A 21,552-nucleotide genomic window follows, 5' to 3' on the forward strand; every position below is an offset into this window, starting at 1 on the left:
AGGCACCGTGTGTCGAAAGCCGCCTCTGGGCGGCTTTTCTGCTTTCTGAACCATGGCCCGCGCAACCGCAACCCCGTCCGTCCCGGTCGACCCCGCGCAGGAACGCTCGCTGAAGCTGCTGCTGTGGCTGGTGGCGGTCGGCTTCTTCATGCAGACGCTGGACGCCACCATCGTCAACACGGCGCTGCCGGCGATGGCCGCCAGCCTGGGCGAGAGCCCGCTGCGCATGCAGTCCGTCATCGTCGCCTACTCGCTGACGATGGCCATGCTGATCCCGGCCTCCGGCTGGATGGCGGACCGCTTCGGCACGCGGCGCATCTACGTGGGCGCCATCGGGCTTTTCGTGCTGGGCTCGGTGCTGTGCGCGGTGGCGAACAGCCTGGCGCTGCTCGTCGCGGCGCGCGTCGTGCAGGGGCTGGGTGGCGCGCTGCTGCTGCCCGTGGGGCGGCTGGTCGTGTTGCGGACCTTTCCGCGCGAGCGCTTCCTGCAGGCGATGAGCTTCGTGGCCATCCCCGGCCTCATCGGCCCGCTGATCGGCCCGACGCTGGGCGGCTGGCTGGTCGAGGCGGTGTCGTGGCACTGGATCTTCCTCATCAACGTGCCGGTGGGCGTGCTCGGCGCGCTGGCCACGCTGCGCTACATGCCCGCACCGGCCCCTGTCTCGGTCGGCCGCTTCGACCTGGCCGGCTACCTGCTGCTGGCCTTCGGCATGGTGTCGGTGTCGCTGGCGCTGGACGGCCTGTCGGGCCTGGGTCTGCGCCAGGCTTCCGTGCTGGTGCTGATGATCTTCGGCCTGGCCAGCCTCACCGCCTACTGGCTGCATGCGCTGCGCCGGCCCGACCCGCTGTTCTCGCCGACGCTGTTCAAGGTCGGCTCGCTGCGCATCGGCCTGCTGGGCAACCTGTTCTCGCGGCTGGGCAGCTCCTGCATGCCGTTCCTGATCCCGCTGCTGCTGCAGGTGACCATGGGCTATTCGCCCGCGCAGGCCGGCATGATGATGTTGCCGGTGGCCATCGCCAGCATGTCGATGAAGCGGGTGACGACGCCGCTCATCCTGCGCCACGGCTACCGCCGGGTGCTGGTCGTCAACACGCTGCTGGTGGGGTTGACGATGGCCAGCTTCTCCTTCTCGTCGCCCGACCAGCCCCTGGCGCTGCGCATCGTCCAGCTCGCCGTCTTCGGGGCCGTGAACTCGATGCAGTTCACGGCGATGAACACGCTGACGTTGAAGGATCTCGACACGGCGATGGCCAGCAGCGGCAACAGTCTGCTGTCCATGGTGCAGATGCTGGCCATGGGCATGGGTGTGGCCGCCGCGGGCGCCGTGCTGGCGGCGTTCACGGCCTTCTTCGGCGGCGAGGCGACGCAGACGCTGTCGTCCTTCCGCGCCACGTTCGGCTGCATGGCCCTCATCACCGTCGCGTCGGCCGGCATCTTCTGGCAGCTCTCGCCGCAGGACAGCTCAGCCGGTGCCTCAAGCAAGGAACAGGACGTGGAGGTCGCTTAGATCGCGTTCAGGCCGGGTACAGGGCGCCCAGCAACCGCGGCCCGGCGGCGCCTGTCACGGCCGGCACGTTGCCCGGCAGTCGCTCGACGAACCGGTGTGCCAGCCATGCGAAGGCGGCGGCTTCCACCTGGTCCAGCGGCAGGCCGCGTGCGGCGCTGCTCTGCACGGTCACGCCCGGCAGCAGTTGCGCCAGCCGCTGCATCAAGCGGCCATTCAGCCCGCCGCCGCCGCAGGCGATCAGCGTGCGGGCCGTGGGCATGTGCGCCTGCAGGTCGTCCGCCACGCAGCGCGCGCTCAGCTCCAGCAGCGTGGCCTGCACATCTTCCGGCGCCAGACCCGGCGTGAGCCTGGCGTCCAGCCAGGCGAGATGGAAGAGATCGCGGCCTGTGCTCTTGGGCGCAGGCAGCTTGAAATAGGGCTCGGCCCGCAGTGTGGCCAGCAATTCCGGCAGCACGCGCCCGGTGGCAGCCCATGCGCCGTCGGCGTCGAACGCGAGGCCGCGGTGGCGGGCTATCCAGCCGTCCATCAGGCAGTTGGCCGGCCCGCAGTCGAAGCCGCCGGTGCGGCCGTCGGCGAACAGCAGGCTCAGGTTGCTGATGCCGCCCAGGTTCAGCACGGCGGTGTCCTGCCCGGCCGCGCCGAACACCGCGCGATGGAAGGCCGGCACCAGCGGCGCGCCCTGGCCGCCAGCGGCGACATCGCGGCTGCGCAGGTCGCAGACGACGGCGATGCCGGTCTGCTCGGCCAGCAGCGCGCCGTTCAGCAACTGCGTGGTGTACGCGTCGAAGCCGCCCGGCTGGTGGCGCACGGTCTGCCCGTGGGCACCGATGGCGCGCACCTGCTCGCGCGGCGTGGCCGTCTTCTCCAGCAACTGGGCCACGACGTCGGTATAACCGCGTGCCACGGCATTGGCGGCCAGTGCAGCGCGGTGCAGCTCGTTGTCGCCGGGGGCGTTCAGTGCCAGCAGCTCGTCGCGCAGCGCGGGGGCGAAGGGGACGTGCACATGGCCGGCGGCGACCAGCGCGGTCGCGTCGAACAGCACGCCATCGATGCCGTCGAGCGACGTGCCCGACATCAAACCGATGTAGAGCCCTCCCACCGGCTTACTCGGCAGCCGACACGCCGTCCATCGTCTCCGCGACGGCCAACTGCGCCTTCACGCTGGCGACCGTCTGCAGGAACTGCGCCTTGGCATAGCCGGGTAGCGTGACCGCCTCGGAGGCCTTGGCGATGGTGCGCGGGTCCACGTGGCGGCCACCGACGCGGAACTCGAAGTGCAGGTGCGGGCCGGTGGCCCAGCCGGTCGCGCCGACGGCGCCGATGCGCTGGCCCTGCTCGATGCGCTGGCCCTTCTTCACGTCGATCTTGCTCAGGTGGGCGTAGACCGTGGAGCGGTCGCCGCCATGGCGCACCTGCACCACGTTGCCGAAGCCGTTCTGCCAGCCGGCCATCTCGACCGTGCCGTCGCCGACCGAGCGCACCGCCGTGCCGGTGGGGGCGCCGTAGTCCGTGCCGTTGTGCTGGCGCCAGGTGTTCAGGATGGGGTGGAAGCGCATCGCGAAGCCGGAGGTGATGCGCGAGAATTCCATGGGGCTCGCCAGGAAGGCGCGGCGCTTGCTCTGGCCGTCGAAGCCGAAGAAGCTGGCCTTGCCGGTGGCGCTGTCCTTGAACCAGACGGCGCTGTAGGTCTTGCCGTTGTTGGTGAACTCGCCGGCCAGCAGTCGGCCCACGCCGCCGTCCCAGGTGACGGGCTCGCCGTCGGCCGTCAGCGTCTCGTAGACGATGCTGAAGCGGTCGCCCTTGCGCAGCTCGCGGTGGAAGTCGATGTCGCCGGAGAACATGTCGGCCATCTGCGAGGCGATGGCATCGGGGATGTTGGCGCTGTCGGTGGCGGCGAACAGCGAGGTGCGGATGCTGCCGCTGCCCAGTGCGATCTGCGTCTGGAACGGCACCGTCGCGGTGTGGGCGCGGAAGGCTGTGCCGTCGCGCTCGATGGTCAGGCGGGTGAAGTGCGTGCCCTGCTGCTCGGCCTTGTCGGCCGGGAAACGCACGATGACCCGCTCCACCTGGCCGGACGCGTCGGCCGTCACGTGCACCATCTTGCCGGCGCGGCCCTGGAAGATGCGGCGGGCCAGCGGCTCGTTGCGCAGGAAGGCGGCCGCTGCGGGGTCGAAGGCGCCAGCGCGCTTGAGCAGGCTGTCCGGGGTGTCGCCGGAGCGGGTGGCCTCGGCGCGGGCCAGGCCGATGCTGTGCGCGGCCAACTCGTCGAGCTGGGCTTCGATGTCCGGGGCGGCGAGCGTCTCGACCAGCGTGCGCTTGGGCAGTTCGGCGGCGTCCGGCGCCAGCGGCGCGATGCCGAACGCCGTCACGGCGAAGCAGCTCAGCGCACCGACGACGGAGGCCGTCAGGGCGCGTGGATGTTTGGCGGCGAAGGATTCGGCGCTTTTGAGCGCTGTTCGAAGCTGATGGAGACGTTTTTCGACTGCGTTCACGCTCTGCATCCCGGGTTTGTCGCTGGGGCAATCCCGGTCAGACCGGTTCCACGCGAGAGGCTCGCCGTGTGCGGCACGGCGCGGCCTTAAAATCCATGTCGGTTGTGTTGAAGCAACACCCCCGATTCGAAGGGTGAATTCTAACGGCATTGTCCTACTCGGCATGCCGGTAAACCCCGACAGATCAACAACTTAACACTTCACCTGGCTTGCAGCCGGGTGACGACGCGCCATGCCCGACGCCGCTCAATTTCCTGTCACCGATGCCGTCCTGGAAGCCCTGGCGGTCACGCGCCGCGGCGTGGACGAACTGCTGCCCGAGGCCGAGTGGACGAAAAAGCTGGCCCGCTCCGCCGCCACCGGCGTGCCGCTGCGCATCAAGCTGGGCCTGGACCCGACGGCGCCCGACATCCACGTCGGCCACACCGTCGTCTTGAACAAGATGCGCCAGCTGCAGGACCTGGGCCACCAGGTCATCTTCCTGATCGGCGACTTCACGTCGCTGATCGGCGACCCGTCCGGCCGCAACGCGACCCGCCCGCCGCTCACCCAAGAGCAGATCCAGGCCAACGCCGAGACCTACTACGCCCAGGCGAAGCTGGTGCTGGACCCGGCGCGCACCGAGATCCGCTACAACTCCGAATGGAGCGAGCCGCTGGGTGCGGCCGGCATGATCCAGCTCGCCAGCAGGTACACGGTGGCGCGCATGATGGAGCGCGACGACTTCACCAAGCGCTTCGCCGCGCAGACGCCGATCTCGGTGCACGAGTTCCTGTACCCGCTGATGCAGGGCTACGACTCGGTGGCGCTGAAGAGCGACCTGGAGCTGGGCGGCACCGACCAGAAGTTCAACCTGCTGATGGGCCGCCACCTGCAGCAGGAGTACGGCCAGGAGCCGCAGTGCATCCTGACCATGCCGCTGCTGGAGGGCCTGGACGGCATCGAGAAGATGTCCAAGTCCAAGAACAACTACATCGGCATCACGGAACCCGCGAACACCATGTTCGCCAAGATCCTGTCGATCAGCGACCAGCAGATGTGGAAGTGGTACGAACTGCTGTCGTTCAAGTCGCTGGCCGAGATCGCCGCGCTGAAGGCCGAGATCGCGGCCGGGCGCAACCCGAAGGACGCCAAGGTCGCACTGGCCAAGGAAATCACCACGCGCTTCCACAGTGCGGCGGCGGCGGATGCGGCGGAGGCCGACTTCAACAACCGCGCCAAGGGCGGCATCCCGGACGACATCCCCGAGGTGACGCTGACCGGCGCGCCGATGGGCATCGCCCAGGTGCTGAAGGCGGCGGGTTTGGTGGCCTCCACCAGTGAAGGCCTGCGCATGATCGAACAGGGCGGCGTGCGCCGCTCGGGCGAGGTGCTGTCCGACAAGGGCCTGAAGCTCGACGCCGGCGAGCATGTGCTGCAGGTGGGCAAGCGCAAATTCGCGCGGGTCGTGCTGGGCTGAGGGTCCTAGCCGCCTGCGCCCTCGCCGCCGAGCGAGGACGCCGGGGCATCACGCAATCGACGACTTCGCCTGCAGGCGCAGCCGCTTGCGCAGCCACAGCAGCAGGTCGTCCACGTAGGTGAAGACGACCGGCACGACCAGCAGGCTCAATGCGGTCGAGGTCAGCAGCCCGCCGATGACGACGATGGCCATGGGCTGGCGAAAGCTCGGCTCGGCGCCCAGGCCCAGCGCGTTGGGCATCATGCCGGCGCCCATGGCGATGGTGGTCATGACGATGGGGCGGGCGCGCTTGTGGCAGGCGTCCATGATCGCGTCGAAGCGCGGCATGCCGTGCTCGCGGCGCGCGACGATGGCGTACTCCACCAGCAGGATGGAGTTCTTCGTCACGATGCCCATCAGCATCAGCACGCCGATGACGACGGGCATGGAGAACGACTGGCCCGTCATCCACAGTGCCAGCAGTGCGCCGCCCAGGGCCAGCGGCAGCGCGCACAGGATGGTGGCGGGCTGCAGGAAGTCGTGGAACAGCAGCACCAGCACGGCATAGATGCAGAAGATGCCGATGGCCATCGCGACGCCGAAGCTCGTGAACAGTTCCGACATGCGCTGCAGCTCGCCCTGGTCGACGAAACGCACGCCGGCCGGCAGCGAGCGCAGCGACGGCAGTGCCAGCGCTTCCTTCTGCACTTCGCCGATCGCGCGGCCGTTCACCTCCACCGTCAGCGTCACGTTGCGCGAGCGGTCGATGCGGTCGATCTGCGACGGGCCGCTGCCCATGGCCACGTCCGCCACCGAGGCCAGGCTCACCGTGCCGTGGGTGCCCTGCACGCGCAGCTGGCCGATGGCGGCCAGGTCCTGCCGCACGGCGTCGTCCAGCCGCACGCGGATGGCGATCTGGCGCTGCGGCAGGTTGAGCTTGGGCAGGGCCTGCGAGTAGTCACCATAGGTGGCGAAGCGCACCGCGTCGGCCAGCGCCTCGGACGTGACGCCCAGCGCCGCCGCCTTCGCGTTGTCGGGGCGAATCTGGATCTCCGGCCGCTGCAGCGCCGCGCTGGACGTGACGTTGCCGATGCCCTTGAGCGTGCGCAACTGGGCCTCGGCCTGCGTTGCGGCCAGCATCAGCGCGTCGGGGTCGTCGCTGGCCAGCGTCAGCTGCAGCGACTCGCCGCTGTTGCCGCCGCCCACCGAGATGCGCGTGCCGGGCAGCGTGCGCAGCAGGCTGCGCATGCGGGCCTCCACCTGCGACTGCTTCAGCGAACGGTCGCCGCGCGCGACCAGGTCGACGGTGAGCGTCGCGCTGGTCAGGTCGGCCGCGGAGGAGCCGCCCATGCCGCCGCCCGTGGACGCGGTGCCGGCCGACACGAACACGCCCTGCACCTCGGGCAGCTGCTTCAGCAGCTCGGCCGCGCGCGTGGCGGTGGCGGTTGTCTGCGCCAGCGTCGTGCCGGGTGCCATCTTGAGGCTGATGCTGCTCTGCGCCTTGTCCTGCGCGGGCATGAAGGCCGTCGGGATGAAGGGCGACACGGCCAGCGACACCGCCAGGAACAGCGCCGCCAGCGCCACCGTCGTCTTGCGCTTGCGCAGGGCCGCGCGGGCCCAGCCGAGATAGCGCGTCATCGTCGGGCCGTCGGTGGCGGCGTCGTGCTGGCCCGCCGTCTTGGGCTTGAGCAGGTAGGCCGCCATCATGGGCGTGAGCAGCCGCGCGACCAGCAGCGACGCCAGTACGGCGACCGAGGCGGTGATGCCGAACTGCTTGAAGAACTTGCCCGGGATGCCGCCCATGAAGGCCGTCGGCAGGAACACGGCCACCAGCGTGAACGTCGTCGCGATGACGGCCAGGCCGATCTCGTCGGCCGCCTCCATGGCCGCCTGGAAGGGCGTCTTGCCCATCAGCAGGTGGCGCTCGATGTTCTCGATCTCGACGATGGCGTCGTCCACCAGCACACCCACCACCAGCGACAGCGACAGCAGCGTGATCGTGTTGAGCGAATAGCCCAGCAGCCACATCACCAGGAAGGCCGGCACGATGGACAGCGGCAGCGCGGCGGCAGAGACGAGCGTGGCGCGCCAGTCGCGCAGGAACAGCCACACGACGAGGATGGCCAGCGCCGCGCCTTCCAGCAGCAGGTGCATGGAGCCTTGGTAGTTCTCCTCGATGGGCGTGACGGTGTTGGACGCCTCCTGCACGGTCACGTTCGGATGGGAGGCGGCAAAGGCCTTCACGGCGGCGCGGATGTCGCTGGCCACGCCGGTGTCCGAGAAGCCGCGCGAGCGGGTGACCTGGAAGCCGATGACGCGCTTGCTCCCGTCCTTGTCGCCACGCAGGGCGATGGTGGAGCGCTCCGCGTGCCCGTCGCTGAGGGTGGCGATCTGGTCCAGCCGCACGGTGCGGCCATCGGCCAGCGGCAGTGTCAGCGCCGCGATGTCCGACGGTCGGCCCACGGTGGCGAGCATGCGCACGGACTGCCGCTGGCCGCCCAGGTCGCCCTGGCCGCCGGAGCTGTCCTTCTGCATGGCCTTCAGGCGCGCCGACACGTCCGCCGGCGTCACGCCCAGGCCGGCCATCAGCGTGGGCTGCAGGTCCACGTGCACCTCGCGGTCCACGCCGCCGACGCGCGCGACCGACGCCACGCCCTTCACGGCCAGCATCGCCTTGGCGATGTCGTTGTCGACGAACCAGGACAGGTCCTGCTCGTCCAGCTGCGTGGACTCGACGGTGTAGGTCAGCAGCGCCGAGCCGGCGGCGGTGAGCTTGGAGACGGTGGGCGAGGCCATGCTGGCGGGCAGGTCCGCCTTGGCGCCGTCGATGGCGTTGCGCACCTCGTTGAGCGCTTCCTCGCTGTTCTTGTCGATGTCGAAGCTGACGCTCATGCTCACCGAGCCGTCGGTGATGGTGGTCGTCACGTGGTCCAGCTTGGACAGCGAGGCCAGCTTGTCCTCCAGCTTGCGAGCGACCTCGGTCTCCAGCTGCGAGGGTGCTGCGCCTTCCAGCGAAGCCGACACGCGGATGGTCGGCAAGTCCATGTCGGGGAAGTCCTGCACCTGCAGCTTGCCAAAGCCGATCAGGCCGACGACCGTCAGCAGGACGAAGAGCAGGATGGCGGGGACCGGGTTGCGGATGGACCAGGCGGAGACGTTCATGGCGTGGCTCCGATCAGCGCAATGCAGCCGACGCCGGCGCCGGCGCCGAGGTCACCGTCACCTGCACGCCGTCCGACAGGAAGGCGCCGCCGCTGGCGACGACGCGGGCATTCGCCGCCACGCCGCTCAGCACCTCCACGCGCTGCTGCTGGCGCCGCCCGACGGTCACGACCGCGCTGTGCGCCTTGCCGGCGGCATCGACCGTGTAGACGTAGTCGCGGCCGTCGCGCGACACCAGCGCGCTCTGCGGCAGCGTCAGCGCGGGCCACGCCGGCAGCTCGATGCTGCCGCTGGCGAACATGCCCACGCGCGCTGCGCCATCGCCGGCCAGGCTGACGTAGACCAGCGCGCGGCCGGTCTCGGTGCTCAGAACCGGGCCGACGAGGCGCACGCGGCCGTCCACGGCCTGGCCGGTGGGCAGTGTGACGCTGGCGCGCTGGCCTTCCTTGACCGTGGCCAGCTGGCGCGCATCGACCTCGGCGCGCCACTCCACGCGGCTCTGGCGCACGAGGCGGAACAGCTCGTTGCCGGCGCTCACCACATTGCCCAGCACGGCGGTGCGCGTTGACACCAGGCCGTCGTCCGGCGCGGTGATGCGTGTCTGGCGCAACTTGAGCTGGGTGGCGTCCAGGTCGGCCTGGGCCGAAGCCAGGGCGGCGCGCGCCGTCGCCTCGGTGATGCGGTACTGCTCGATGGCCTGCGCCGACAGGCCGCCGCTGCCCTCCGCGAGCTTGGCGCGCTGCACGTTGGACGTGGCCTGGTCGAGCGTGGCCTGGGCCTGCGCCAGCAGCGCCTGCTGCTTGTGCAGGTCGTTCTGCAGGCTGTCGTCGGCCAGGCGGGCGAGCAGCTGGCCGCGCTTCACGCGTGTGCCCACGTCCACGGCCAGCTCGGCGATGCGCAGCCCGCCGGTCTCGGGGCTGACGATGACGTCCTGCCAGGCCGCCAGCGCGCCGTTGGCCTGGAGGGTCTGTGGCCAGGGCAGCGTGGTGGGCGAGGTCACCTCCACCGTCAGCACGCTGTTGGCCGGGTTGACGGCGCCGGCCGCATTGGCCGGTGCGTTGGCGCCTTCGGGGGGCGGCTTGCAGGCGGTGAGGACGAGCAGCGCGGCGGTGATCGCGCCGAGCGCCTGGATGCGGGAAGGCCGGTTCAAGACGAGGCTCCTTCGGTGTTCTTTTGAGAGGGGCTCGTGGTGGGCATGCCGGGGGTCCAGCCGCCGCCGAGGGCCTTGTAGAGGGCAATCCAGTCGCTGACCTGGCTTTGCGCCAGCGTCAGGTCGTCGATCTCGGCGGACAGCGCGGAGCGTCTCGCCTCCTCCAGGTTCAACAGGCTGGCCGTGCCGGCGCGCCAGTTGGCTTCGGTCGCGTCCAGGTAGCGGCGGTATTCCTCGGCCGCGCGGTGGGCCTCGGTGGCGCGCTGGCGCGTGCTGTCCAGGTTGACCAGGGCTTGCTCCACCTCGCGCACCGCCGCGCGCACGCCTTGCCGGTAGCCGGCCAGGGCGCTGGCGTAGCTGGCGTTGGCGCTGTCCACCGCGGCGCGCCTGGCGCCGCCGTTGAAGAGGGGCAGCGACAGCTGCGGCCCGAACGACCATGACGTGATGCCGCCCAGGCCCTGCGTGAACGCACGCGTGATGGCCCCCCCCAGCGACAGGCTGGGGTAGAGGTCCGCCTGCGCCGCGCCGGTCTCGGCGCTGCTGGCCGCCAGCTCGCGCTCCAGCGAGGCCAGGTCGGGCCGCTGGCGCAGCACGTCGGCCGGCACGCTGTCGACGCTCAGGCGCATCGGCTGCGGCACGGCGGTGCTGCCGGCGGCCATCACCGCCAGCAGCTCTGGCTCGTCACGGCCGGTCAGGTAGACCAGCGACTTCAGCAGCAGCGCGCACTGGGCGCGCTGGCGCACGGCGCTGGCGCGGCTGCTGGCCAGGCTGGCCCGCGCCAGCGCGCCGTCGGCCGGGGCGGTCAGGCCGGCCTTGACCATCGTGGCGGTCGTGGCCTCGGTCGTCGTCACCGAGGCCAGCTCGCGGTCGTAGGCGTCGGCCAGCAGGCCGCAGGCGCGGTACTGCACATGGGTGTCGGCCACCTCGGCCGCGAGCGACACGCGGGCGTCGTGCCAGTCCGCCTCGCGGGCTTCGATGCGGGCGCTGGCGGCCTCGGTGTTGCGGCGCACGCGGCCGAAAAGGTCGATCTCCCAGGATGCATCCAGCCCGGCGCTGCGCGTCGTCGTGGTGCTGGTCTGTGTGGTGGTGACCTGCTGCCGGGCGCGCGTGGCGCTGCCCGAGGCGCTGACCGAGGGCAGGGCGCCGGCGCGCGTGGTCGTCAGCGTGGCGCGGGCCTGCTCGATGCGCGCCCAGGCCTGCGTCAGCGTGGGGCTGTCGGCATCGGCCCAGGCGATGAACTGCGTCAGCGCGGCGTCGTTGAACTGGGCCCACCAGCCCTGCAGCGCGGCGGCCTTGCCGCCGTGCGGCACGGGGGCGTGCCAGGTCGTGGCGGTGGCCGGTGCGGGGGCGTGGTAGGTGGGCCCGACGGCGCAGCCGGCCAGCGCCAGCAGCACGGCCGCACACGGAGCGCAAAGGGCTTGGGAAGTCAGTGCTTTGAGCATGGGATACCTGTTGAACCCATGCTAGAGAGCGGCCGGGTCAAGCGGCCGCAGGCAGGGTTAAGGTGGGTAAAACGCAGGCCTGGCGCGGGTCATGCCGCAGATACTGACGGCCGATGAACAAGGTCCTGCTTGTCGACGACGACGTCGAGCTCACCGCCATGCTGTCGCAGTACCTGGTGCGCGAGGGCTTCGAGGTGCACGCCGTGCACGACGGCGAAGCCGGTGCGGCCGAGGCCACCCGCCAGCCCTACAGCATCGTGGTGCTCGACATCATGATGCCCAGGCTCTCGGGCATCGAGGCGCTGCGCCGCATCCGCACCAGCAGCCGGGTGCCGGTGCTGATGCTGACCGCGCGCGGCGACAACATCGACCGCATCGTGGGCCTGGACATGGGCGCCGACGACTATGTGCCCAAGCCCTGCACGCCGGGCGAGCTGGTGGCGCGCATCCGCGCCATCCTGCGCCGCACCGAGGGGCGCGAACCCGCGGCCTCGCCCACCGCCGTGCGTGGCGCCCGGCTGCTGCAGGCCGGGCCGCTGACCTTGTCGACGGGCAGCCGCACCGCCGCCTGGCAGGGGCGCCCGCTGGAACTGACCGGTACCGAGTTCATGCTGCTGGAGGTGCTGGCACGGCAGGCGGGCCAGCTGGTCAGCAAGCAGGACATCTCGCAGCAGGCCTTCGGCCAACCGCTGGCGCGCTTTGACCGGCGCATCGACGTGCACATCAGCAGCATCCGGCAGAAGCTGGGATTGCGCGTGGATGGGCAGTCGTGGATACAGAGCGTGCGCGGCCGCGGCTATCAACTGCTGCTGGACTGACCATGGCGAACCCACGGCGCGCCGGGCGCCTGTTCTGGAAGTTCTTCTTCTCCCAGTGGTTCGGCATGGTGCTGACGTTCGTCGTCGTCACCACCTACTTCCACCTGACCGGCCGCAAGCCGCCGGCCCAAGGCGAGGACATGCTGTTCGGCGTGATCCCCGTGCTGCCGCTGGCGGTGGGCATTTGCACGATGCTGCTGACCAGCCTGGGGCTGGCCTGGTATCTGTCGCGGCCCATCCGGCACCTGAGCTGGGCGCTGCACCAGGTCGCCGACGGGCACCTGGACACGCGCGTGCAGGGCCGCATGGGCCGGCGCAACGACGAGATCGTCGACCTTGCCGGCGACTTCGACCGCATGGCGCGGCAGCTGCAGCAACTGACCGAATCGCGCAAGGTGCTGCTGCACGACATCTCGCATGAGCTGCGCTCGCCGCTGGCGCGGCTGCAGGTGGCCATCGGCCTGCTCAAGCAGGATCCCGCCAGCCTGGAGCCGATGCTGGATCGCATCGAACGCGAGAGCCAGCGGCTGGATGAGCTGATCGAGGAGCTGCTGACCTGGCACCGCCTGGAGGCCGGTGCCGCCGTCGCGCCGGCCAGCCATATCGACGTCGTCGAGCTGCTGCAGGCCATCGCGGAAGACGCCCATTTCGAGGCCCAGTCCCAGGGCAAGACCGTGCGCATCGATGCGCCGGGCGAGTTCGTCACGCTGGCCCATGGGGAGCTGCTGTACCGCGCCTACGAGAACGTGATTCGCAACGCCGTGAAGTTCACGCGGCCCGGCGGCGAGGTGCGCGTCACCGCGCATGCCGACATGGAACGCGGCCACCTGGCCTGCACCGTGCAGGACCAGGGGCCCGGCGTGCCGGCCGGCATGCTCGACGCGATCTTCGAGCCTTTTGCCCGCGTGGCCGGCTCGGAGAACGTGCAGGGTGTCGGGCTGGGGCTGGCCATCGCACGGCGTGCCTTCGCCCTGCATGGCGGTCGCATCCAGGCCGAGTCCAGGCCGGGCGAGGGGCTGACGGTGGTGATGCTCCTGCCGGCGAGGCAGCTCTAGCAGGCAGACAGTGCCGCAGGGGCCGGGTTCCGCGCTTCCTTTACCCAACCTAACCTTGGCAGACGGCGGGCAACGCGGCGCGCTCCTAGCATCACCGGCACTGTTCGCCTCCCGTCAAGCGCCATGAGACAGCTCCGCCTCCCGCCCCCGGCTTTCTGGCGCGACTGGCTCAGGTTCAGCACCCAGGTCTTCGCCCAGTTCATGCTCTCGCTGTGTGTCGTTGGGCCCGTGATCGGGGCCGTGCTGCCCTGGGTCCTGCCACCGCCCCCTTGTGCCATGGGGCCACTCTTCGCGTCGATGAACGATCTCGACGAGTTCTTTCCGGAATGCCTGCCGGCCCAGCACTCATGCGCGCCCGACGCCGTGCTTGCAGGTCGCAGGAAGTGACCGCCCCGCCGTCCTTCGGCAGTGCCCCGGTCCGCCCGTCGCGCAGGCGGGTGTTCGCGGTCTCGGCCGTCCTCCTCGGGCATCTGGTGGTCCTGTTGCTGGTCTGGCAATGGAAGCTCGGAGTGGGCCAGAAGGACACCGCCCGGCGTGCGATCCCGATCCGACTCATCCCGCTGGGCGTGCCCGGCTTGCCGACGCGAACCGATGACGCGCCGGTGCGGGCGCGGCCACCGCCGCGCCCGCAGCCGCCGCAGCGCCTGCAGCTGGTCGCGGCACCGCAGCCGGCACTCAGCGAGCCTGTGCCGGCCACGTCCCCCTCGGGCGCCCCCGGCAATGCCCAGGCCCAGGGCGGCCAAGATGCCGCCGCGGCCGCGGCACCCGGCATGGCCGCCTCGGCACCACTCGCCTTGACACCGAACCGCGGGGTGCTGCTCGGCGCGCTGTCCAACCCCGCCGTCGACGATCCGCGCAGCAACACGCCCAAGCCGACCTTCGAGGAGCGCATCGCCATGGGGCTGGACCCGGGGCTGTGCATCAAGCTGGAGCGCCTGCCGGACGGAACGGTCCGCCGCCGCATGTCGCGGCTGGTCAACGCGCAGTCGGCGATCCAGAACAGCCACGGCACGGGGCCGCATGGCATCAAGGTGTGCCAGTAGCGCGGGCGGGAGGAGTGCCGCCCGGGCCGCCCTTTGTTTTTACCGACGCGCATGAATCTGCCACGGCACCATGAATTATTGTTAATCGAGTCGCGGCGTTTTGCACTGATTTTGTGCGATGAAGTCGCTTTGTGAATGTCATCAAGGATTCTTACGGGCGCTGCAGCATGCACAGCGTTTCTTATCAAGAATTCCTGATCATGCGTTCATCTCACAGTTTCAACTATGCATCCTTGGTTGTCGGCGCGGCAGCACTCGTCGCCGGCAGCCTGTCCCATGCCGCCGGCCTGACGCCCGGCCCCATTTCCACCGACCCCGCCGGCAAATGGACGACCGGTGATCTGCATGTGCACACGGTGCAGTCGGACGATTCCCGCACGATACAGACGCTGGATTTCCTGCTCGGCAAATCCTTCACGACTTACAAACTGGACTGGCTGGCCCTGACCAACCACCTGCGCTCGGCGTCGTTCGACAACAATGGCAATGCGCTGCCCAAGCCCATTGCCTTCGCCTATCCGATGCAATCCTATGAGATTCAGCGCGTCAAGGCGTTGCAGGCGGCCGGCACCTATGCCGACAAATCGATATTCTCCGGCTTCGAGTGGGACATGCCCACGCACGACCACATGGGTGTGGTCTTGTTCGAAGACCAAACCAGTCTGAATGCCTCGACCCGGGGTGCCCGGGAGTTTCAATACCGGTTCACGACGCTGGCCGAGAATCTGTTCGACCCGCTGGACGTGACGGCCTGGAAGAGCAAGAGCACGCCGCGCAACAACAGTACCGCGGCGGATGCGCTGGCGGCGCTGGGCTGGTTGAAGGCCAATTACGCGAAAACAAGCTTCGTCACGCTCAACCACCCGTCGCGCAACCCCGGGAAATACACCGTCAACGACTTGCGCGACATGAATGACCTCGCGCCGGACATCATGTTCATGATCGAGGGCATGGTCGGCAACCAGATGGAGCCGGACCGTGGCGGCTATACGTCCGCCTACACCACGGCCAATCTGCCCAACCGCACCTACGGCGGCGTGGATGCCATCGTGGCCAAGGTGGGCGGCATGTGGGACGCGCTGCTCGGCGAGGGCCGCCGCATCTGGAACATCGCGGACTCGGACTCCCATTTCAAGATCGACGCCGCCAGCAACAGCAGTGGCTACTACCCGGGCGAATACGCGAAGAACTACGTCTGGATGCCCGACGGTGCCACCGGTTCGGCGGGCCTGATCGGCAGTCTGCGCGCCGGCCGGTCATTCGGTGTCTTTGGCGACCTGATCGACGCCCTCGATTTCCGGGCCGTGGGTTCTTCCGGCACGGCATTCATGGGCCAGGAAATCAAGGTTGGCGCGGGTGAAAAGGTCAAATTCACGATCCGTTTCAAGAGCCCGGAATTCAACAACTACCTGAAGCCCGTGGATGGCGATCGGCTCGCCTATATGAAACCGGTGGTCGATCACGTCGACTTGATCGTCGGCGACGTGAAAGAAAAGGCCGCACCGGGCACGCCGGCCTATTCTGTCGCGACGAATGCCTCCACCCGGGTTCTGCAACGCTTCACGGCTGCCGACTGGAAGGTCGGCAAGGATGGTTATGCCTCCATCACGGTGCAGCTGCAGGTCCACAAGAACCAGTATTTCCGTTTGCGCGGCACCAATCTCGCGGTCGACGTGCCGGGGCTGAGTTCCAACGGCGAGCCGCTGGCCGACCAGAAAACCACCGGCACCGACAACCCCACCCGGCTGAATGCCATCAATGACCGCAACTACAGCAGCCTGTGGTTCTATTCGAACCCGGTGTTCATTTCGGTCAAGTGATCAGCGCAGCCACGATTTCCAAGGTATTCCAATGAAGAAATACATCGCGACCCTTCTTGCAGGCCTGAGCCTGTTCTTCGCCGCCACCGGCGCGGTCCTGGCCGACAACCGGTATGAGATTGCCGCCGTCGACGATGTGAATGGCAACGCCACATTTGCCGGCACGATGACGACCAGCTCGCCCTTTTCCCTGGACTATGGCTTCAGCGTGCTGGACTTCGACCTGCATTACCTGACGAAGGACGTCGCGTACAACGCGTCCAATTCGACGGTGCTGGTCGAGGCGCAGGGTTTCCTGTTCACGGCCAAGGATGCATCGTCGGCCTTCGAGCTGACCTTTTATCCGGACGGCAGCTACTACTCCGAGTATTCCGTGCCCGGCCGCAATACCTACGCTGACTCGGGCTACTTCGCCTTCGGCGAACTGGCCCCGGTGCCGGAGCCGGCCAGCGTGACGCTGCTTCTGGCCGGCCTGGGCGCGCTGGGTTGCCGCTTGCGCCGCCGCCAGCAGACGGTGGCCTGACGTCGCAGCTGAGGCGGCCATGCCGCCCTCAGGCATGAAAAAGGGAGGCCTCGGCCTCCCTTTGCTTCACGGCTTCACCGGCCGCAGGTATGGCCCCGGCTTCACCTCCTTGATCGGCTCGGCCGCAATCCGCTTCTTCAACTCGGCGATCGCCGCGTCCAGCTGCGCGTCCTGACCCATGAAGGTCGCGCGCGGCGGGTTGTCGACGTCGATGTCCGGCGACACGCCCACGCCTTCGACGAGGAAGCGGCCGTCGGCATCGATCTGGCCGTTCTCGGCGGCGCGCATGATGCCGTTGTCCAGCAGCCGGTTGCCGTCGGACAGCCACACGCCCGCGCCCGAGCTGCGCTTGCCGATGACGGGGCCGATCTTCAGGCGCTTGAAGCCCTCGGCGAAGGTCTCGCCGTCGGAGTAGGTGTCCTCGTTCATCAGCACCACGGTGTGGCCGCGGAAGGCGTTCTGCATGTTCGCGTACACCGGCGCCCCTGCGGGCGAGCGTGGCTGCCAGAAGGCCCAGGCGCGGCGCAGCAGCTTCTCCAGGATCCAGCTGTCGATGTTGCCGCCGTTGTTGTAGCGCACGTCGATGATGAGGCCGTCGCGGTCGCTGGCGGCATAGAACTCGCGCACGAAGTCGGCGATGTCGCCCGAGCCCATGGCGCGCAGGTGCACGTAGCCGATGCGGCCCTGGCCGGCCTGCTCCACGGCGCGGGCGCGGCTGACGCGCCAGTCGTTGTAGCGCAGCTGGTTCTCGCGCATCTGCGCCACCGGCGTGACGATGCGCTGCACCACCTTGCCGTCGGCCTGTTTCACGTCCAGCAGCACCTGGCGGCCGGCCTGGCCGCGCAGCAGCTCCAGGATGTGCGGCGCGTCGGCGGTCGAGCGGCCGTTGATGGCCGTGATGACGTCGCCCACCTTCAGGTTCACGCTCGCCGCGGCCAGCGGCGGGGCCTCGGACGGCAGCTCGGCCTCGAAGCCGTAGATGGCGTCGATGCGCCAGCCGTTCGGCGCGCGCGAGAAGCGCCCGCCCAGGCCTGCCAGGCCCGGTTCGTCCGGCGACGGGCGCGTGTCGCCCGGGCTGACCTGGCTGTGCAGCGCGCTGAGCTCGCCCACCATCTGCGCCATCAGCTCGGCCAGCTCGAAGCGGTCGGTCACGCGGTCCAGCAGCGGCTCGTACTTGGCGCGTGCGGCCACCCAGTCCACGCCGTGCATGTCCTTGTCGTAGAAATGGTCGCGGTGCATGCGCCAGGCGTCGGCGAACATCTGCTTCCACTCGGCGCGTGGCTGCGTGGCGATCTGCCAGTCGCTCCAGCGCACCTGGAACTTGGCCAGGTCCGTGGGCAGCTTGGGCGCGGCTTCCACGATCAGCACCTCAGGCGCGGCGCCGCCGCCCTGGTTGCGCAACACCATCAGCTTCTTGCCGTCGGCGCTGACGTCGTAGGCGCGCACGTCGCCGGCCAGGATCTCGGCGGGGCCGCCCTGGTTGTCGATGGCGACGGACTTGAGCTGGCTTTTCCCCTCCAGGTCGCGGTCCAGGAACCACAGCCGCTTGCTCTCCGCGCGCAGCGCGCGGTAGTTGCCGGCCGGCACGGGCAGCTCGTACAGGCGCGAAGCCAGGCCGTCGAAGACGATGGCCGGCTTGCCCGGCTTCTTCTCGTCAGGCTTCTTGTCCTCCGGCTTGGCCGTGTCGGGCTTGCGCTCGGTGGGGTCCTTGTCGGTCGCCTTGCGGTCCTGCGCGCGCTGCTCCTCGGCCTTCTTCTCGGTGGCGGATTCCAGCTCGTCCTTGGGCGCGAACGGCGAGCGCAGGCCCGGCTGCAGTGCCAGCGCGTAGAGCTTGGTGCGGAAGCCGAAGAAGGGCCCGGTGTTGCGGTCGCCCCAGGGGCCGCCGTTGCCGGTGGTCTGGAAGTTGCGGTTGGACGAGAGGTACAGCCACTGCCCATCCGGGCTGAAGGTGGCGCCGCTGGTGTCGTAGCGGTCGCTCGTCAGCGTGTGCGTGCGGCCGTCCGCCAGGCTGTAGAGCTGCAGCTGGTTGCGGCTGCTGCTGTGGATTGCCACGGTCCAGGCCAGCGCCTGGCCGTCGGGGCTCCAGCCCTGCAGCTGCGGCGAGTCGTCGACGGGGCTGCGGCCGATCTCGCGCGTGCTGCCCTTGCCGGCGGGCGCCTTCAGATCCGTCAGCCAGATGCGGCCCTCCTTGTCGGTGTGCGCCAGCCACTTGCCGTCCGGCGACGGCAGCATGGCGCGGCGCTGTGTCGTGGCGCCGCTGGTCAGCCGCTCGGGCTGGCCGGTGCCGTTGGCGGCAAAGCGCCACACCTCCTGCTCGCCGCTGAAGTCGCAGAACGCCAGCACGCTCTTGCTGTCGCTGCTGAACTCGGCCTGCTTGCAGCGGCCGTCGGCCGGCTGCGGCAGCTCGGCGCGGCGCAGCTGCTGCACGCCCTGCGTGGCGAGGTGGCCGCGCGCGGACAGCAGCACGCGGTCGCCGTTGGGGGCGAAGGCCGTGTCGACGAGGAAGTCCTGCGGCTTCTTGATCCAGCGTTCGCGCTGCTGGTCGAAGTCGCCGCCCAGCGTCACGTCCAGCTTCTTCGGCGCGGCGTCCTGTGCCAGGTCGACGAGGTAGAGGTCGGCGCCCAGCGCGTAGACGACGCGCGTGCCGTCGATGGACGCGTGGCGGATGTCCCAGCCCTTGTGGCTGGAATGCTGGCGCAGGTCGCCACCCTGGGCGTTGACCGACCACAGGTTCATCGTGCCGTCGCGGTCCGACAGGAAGGCGATGCGTTCGCCGCCGGCGGTGCGGTAGGGCAGTGGCCGACGGTCGTTGTTGCCCTCGGCGAGCAGCGGCCTGGCCTCGGCGCTGCCGCTCAGGTCCAGCGACCACAGCCGCGCCAGCGCGCCGCCGCGGTACTGGCGCGCGTTGTCGCCGCGCAGGCCGCTGCGGGTGAAGTACAGCGTCCGGCCGTCGGCGCTCAGCGCGGCGTCGCTGGCCTGCGCGACGGGCAACTGGCGGCGCTGGCCGGTCTTGGCGTCGATGGCGAACAGCTGCGCGCCGGGCCGGGCGTCCAGGCTGGTGAACAGGATCTCGCCCGCGGCGCTGAAGCCCCACACGCGCATGCCGCCGCCTTCCCAGGTCAGCCGCTTGGGCGGGCCGCCGGCGGCGGGCATCAGGTAGAGCTCCGTGCCGCCGTCGTACTGCCCGGTGAAGGCCAGCCAGCGGCCGTCGGGCGACACGGCGGGCTGGCTCTCCAGCCCCTGGTGCGTGGTCAGGCGCTGGGCTTCGCCTCCTTGCGCGGCCACGCGCCACAGGTCGCCCTCGGCGACCAGATAGACCTGCTCGCCCTGCAACGCGGGCTGGCGATAGAAGCCCTGGGTGCCGGCCCAGGCGCTGGAGGCGCAAAGGGCGGCGGCGAGGGCGGCGAAATGCAAACGGGGCATGAGGGTCTCCACTCGAAGTGGCGGCATTGTGGAGCTAGGGGGATGGGAGGCAATTCGTCACATCCGTGAATCCGCCGCGGCGTGGCCGCCGTAAGTCCCTCCAGATGCCATGCCGGCATTGCCCTTCAGGATGCCCCGAAATGAAAGCTCATCTCACTTGCAGCGCGCTGGCGACGGCACTGCTGTGCCTGGCCACGGCCGCCCAGGCGTCCAGCCACCGTGAAGCCCCCTTCATCACCACCGTGCCCAAGGTGGACGCGACCGACTTCTACATGTTCCGCAGCTACGAGGCCGGCCGCGACAACATGGTGACGCTGATCGCCAACTACCTGCCGCTGCAGGACGGCTACGCCGGCCCCAACTACTTCGCGATGGACCCCAACGCGCTGTACGAGATCCACGTCGACAACAACGGCGACGCCAAGGAAGACATCACCTTCCAGTTCCGCTTCAAGAACACGCTGGCCGGCGGCGGCGCGGGCGTGAACCTCACCGTGGGCGGCAAGGCGGTCAACATCCCGCTGATCCAGGCCGGCGCCGTGGCCAACGTGAAGGACGCCAACCTGCAGGTCAACGAAAGCTACACCGTCACCGTGGTGCGCGGCGACCGCCGCAGCGGCACCGCGCAGGCCGTGACCAACGCGGCCGGCGGCGCGACCACCTTCGACAAGCCGGTGGACAACATCGGCAAGAAGACCATCGCCGACTATGCCGCCTATGCGGCCAAGCACATCTACAGCGTCAACATCCCGGGCTGCGCCACGCCGGCCAAGCTGTTCGTCGGCCAGCGCCAGGACCCGTTCGCCGTCAACCTGGGCACCATCTTCGACCTGGTGAACGCGCCGGTGTCCTTCATCACCGACCCGTCGCAGATCAACGCGGCGCCCAACACGCTGGCCAACAAGAACGTCACGACGCTGGCGCTCGAAGTCCACAAGGACTGCCTGCGCGCCTCGGCCACCGGCGACGACGTCATCGGCGCCTGGACGACCGCCAGCATGCGCCAGGGCCGCCTGCTCAACCCCAAGCCGGCGAGCGGCCACCAGACCGCCGAGAAGGCCGGCGGCGCCTGGGTGCAGGTCTCCCGCCTGGGCATGCCGCTGGTCAACGAAGTCGTCATCGGCCTGAAGGACAAGGACAAGTTCAATGCGTCCAAGCCCACGGGTGATGCGCAGTTTGCCGACTACGTGACCAACCCGACGCTGCCCGCGCTGCTGGAGATCGCGCTGGCGCTGCCCAGCACGGCGCCGACCAACTTCCCGCGCAACGACCTGGTCACGACCTTCCTGACCGGCATCAAGGGCGTCAACCAGCCCGCCAACGTGGTCCCGTCCGAGATGCTGCGCCTGAACACCGCCATCGCGCCGGTGGCCTTCGCGCAGCAGAACCGGCTGGGCATCGTCGGCAACATCCTCGCGGGTGGCACCGACAACGCCGGCTATCCCAACGGCCGCCGCCCGAAGGACGACGTCGTCGACATCTCGCTGGTCGCCGTGATGGGTGGCCTGTGCGTGGCCAACGGCGACACCGACAAGCTCGCCTTCGGCGCCGCCTGCAAGCCGTCGGCCGTGCCGCTGGGTGCCACCGCCTTCAAGCTGCATGACGGTGTCGACCAGGCCGTGGTGCCGCTGCTGGGCAGCTTCCCCTACCTCAACACGCCCATCCCGGGCACCAAGTGA

Annotated in this window: 14 protein-coding genes; 8 read left to right on the forward strand and 6 right to left on the reverse strand. The window is 69.4% G+C overall.

What is annotated here, in order from left to right; genetic code table 11:
• The first annotated feature begins 52 nt into the window (after window positions 1-52).
• Window positions 53-1,507, forward strand: a complete 1,455-nt coding sequence (gene mdtD / locus ACO07H_RS06825) for a multidrug transporter subunit MdtD (RefSeq protein ID WP_422012453.1) — start codon at window positions 53-55, stop codon at window positions 1,505-1,507.
• 7 nt (window positions 1,508-1,514) lie between these two features.
• Here mdtD and ACO07H_RS06830 read toward each other — a convergent pair whose 3' ends face one another.
• Together ACO07H_RS06830 and ACO07H_RS06835 are read right to left on the reverse strand one after the other, a co-directional pair.
• Window positions 1,515-2,606, reverse strand: coding sequence for an anhydro-N-acetylmuramic acid kinase (locus tag ACO07H_RS06830; protein ID WP_422012455.1), 1,092 nt, complete (start codon window positions 2,604-2,606; stop codon window positions 1,515-1,517).
• Between the two features lie 4 nt (window positions 2,607-2,610).
• Window positions 2,611-3,999, reverse strand: coding sequence for a peptidoglycan DD-metalloendopeptidase family protein (locus tag ACO07H_RS06835; protein ID WP_422012457.1), 1,389 nt, complete (start codon window positions 3,997-3,999; stop codon window positions 2,611-2,613).
• A gap of 232 nt (window positions 4,000-4,231) precedes the next feature.
• Here ACO07H_RS06835 and tyrS point away from each other — a divergent pair, with 232 nt between their 5' ends.
• Window positions 4,232-5,458 carry a tyrosine--tRNA ligase gene (gene tyrS, locus ACO07H_RS06840; protein WP_422012459.1) on the forward strand — a complete coding sequence of 409 codons (1,227 nt, stop codon included), beginning with the start codon at window positions 4,232-4,234 and terminating at the stop codon, window positions 5,456-5,458.
• A 48-nt stretch (window positions 5,459-5,506) separates the two neighbouring features.
• On the opposite strand, the gene ACO07H_RS06845 is transcribed toward tyrS, so the two are convergent.
• Genes ACO07H_RS06845 through ACO07H_RS06855 form a run of 3 tightly spaced genes read right to left on the reverse strand, consistent with a single transcriptional unit; the run spans window position 5,507 to window position 11,191 of the window.
• Window positions 5,507-8,599, reverse strand: a complete 3,093-nt coding sequence (locus ACO07H_RS06845) for an efflux RND transporter permease subunit (protein ID WP_422012461.1) — start codon at window positions 8,597-8,599, stop codon at window positions 5,507-5,509.
• Window positions 8,600-8,612: 13 nt separating this feature from the next.
• Window positions 8,613-9,749, reverse strand: a complete 1,137-nt coding sequence (locus ACO07H_RS06850) for an efflux RND transporter periplasmic adaptor subunit (protein WP_422012463.1) — start codon at window positions 9,747-9,749, stop codon at window positions 8,613-8,615.
• Window positions 9,746-11,191, reverse strand: a complete 1,446-nt coding sequence (locus ACO07H_RS06855; protein WP_422012465.1) for an efflux transporter outer membrane subunit — start codon at window positions 11,189-11,191, stop codon at window positions 9,746-9,748. The genes ACO07H_RS06850 and ACO07H_RS06855 overlap by 4 nt, the downstream gene beginning before the upstream one ends.
• A 113-nt stretch (window positions 11,192-11,304) precedes the next feature.
• Between ACO07H_RS06855 and ACO07H_RS06860 the strand changes: the two genes are divergently transcribed.
• From ACO07H_RS06860 to ACO07H_RS06880, 5 genes are all read left to right on the forward strand, one after another.
• A complete protein-coding gene (locus ACO07H_RS06860) occupies window positions 11,305-12,009 on the forward strand; it encodes a response regulator (RefSeq protein WP_422012467.1) in 705 nt (234 codons plus the stop codon).
• Window positions 12,010-12,011: 2 nt separating this feature from the next.
• Window positions 12,012-13,064 carry a HAMP domain-containing sensor histidine kinase gene (locus tag ACO07H_RS06865; RefSeq protein WP_422012469.1) on the forward strand — a complete coding sequence of 351 codons (1,053 nt, stop codon included), beginning with the start codon at window positions 12,012-12,014 and terminating at the stop codon, window positions 13,062-13,064.
• A 383-nt stretch (window positions 13,065-13,447) separates the two neighbouring features.
• Window positions 13,448-14,107 carry a hypothetical protein gene (locus tag ACO07H_RS06870; RefSeq protein ID WP_422012471.1) on the forward strand — a complete coding sequence of 220 codons (660 nt, stop codon included), beginning with the start codon at window positions 13,448-13,450 and terminating at the stop codon, window positions 14,105-14,107.
• A gap of 131 nt (window positions 14,108-14,238) precedes the next feature.
• On the forward strand, window positions 14,239-15,927 hold the full coding sequence (locus ACO07H_RS06875) for an S-layer protein (RefSeq protein WP_422012473.1): 1,689 nt from the start codon (window positions 14,239-14,241) through the stop codon (window positions 15,925-15,927).
• 31 nt (window positions 15,928-15,958) lie between these two features.
• The gene (locus ACO07H_RS06880; RefSeq protein ID WP_422012475.1) at window positions 15,959-16,450 is read left to right on the forward strand and encodes a PEP-CTERM sorting domain-containing protein; all 492 of its coding nucleotides are present in this window, start codon (window positions 15,959-15,961) and stop codon (window positions 16,448-16,450) included.
• A 66-nt stretch (window positions 16,451-16,516) separates the two neighbouring features.
• On the opposite strand, the gene ACO07H_RS06885 is transcribed toward ACO07H_RS06880, so the two are convergent.
• A complete protein-coding gene (locus ACO07H_RS06885; protein ID WP_422012477.1) occupies window positions 16,517-19,873 on the reverse strand; it encodes a S41 family peptidase in 3,357 nt (1,118 codons plus the stop codon).
• Window positions 19,874-20,013: 140 nt separating this feature from the next.
• Between ACO07H_RS06885 and ACO07H_RS06890 the strand changes: the two genes are divergently transcribed.
• Complete coding sequence (locus ACO07H_RS06890) at window positions 20,014-21,552, forward strand: DUF4331 domain-containing protein (RefSeq protein ID WP_422012479.1); 1,539 nt, start codon at window positions 20,014-20,016, stop codon at window positions 21,550-21,552.

It is taken from the genome of Roseateles sp. (genome assembly GCF_965229315.1).
Lineage (GTDB): Bacteria > Pseudomonadota > Gammaproteobacteria > Burkholderiales > Burkholderiaceae_C > Pelomonas.

Coding starts and splice junctions, on each gene's coding strand:
- ACO07H_RS06880 (WP_422012475.1), top strand. CDS start 15,959: ATGAAGAAATACATCGCGACCCTTCTTGCAGGCCTGAGCCTGTTCTTC.
- ACO07H_RS06860 (WP_422012467.1), top strand. CDS start 11,305: ATGAACAAGGTCCTGCTTGTCGACGACGACGTCGAGCTCACCGCCATG.
- ACO07H_RS06855 (WP_422012465.1), bottom strand. CDS start 11,191: ATGCTCAAAGCACTGACTTCCCAAGCCCTTTGCGCTCCGTGTGCGGCC.
- ACO07H_RS06885 (WP_422012477.1), bottom strand. CDS start 19,873: ATGCCCCGTTTGCATTTCGCCGCCCTCGCCGCCGCCCTTTGCGCCTCC.
- tyrS (WP_422012459.1), top strand. CDS start 4,232: ATGCCCGACGCCGCTCAATTTCCTGTCACCGATGCCGTCCTGGAAGCC.
- ACO07H_RS06865 (WP_422012469.1), top strand. CDS start 12,012: ATGGCGAACCCACGGCGCGCCGGGCGCCTGTTCTGGAAGTTCTTCTTC.
- ACO07H_RS06845 (WP_422012461.1), bottom strand. CDS start 8,599: ATGAACGTCTCCGCCTGGTCCATCCGCAACCCGGTCCCCGCCATCCTG.
- ACO07H_RS06890 (WP_422012479.1), top strand. CDS start 20,014: ATGAAAGCTCATCTCACTTGCAGCGCGCTGGCGACGGCACTGCTGTGC.
- mdtD (WP_422012453.1), top strand. CDS start 53: ATGGCCCGCGCAACCGCAACCCCGTCCGTCCCGGTCGACCCCGCGCAG.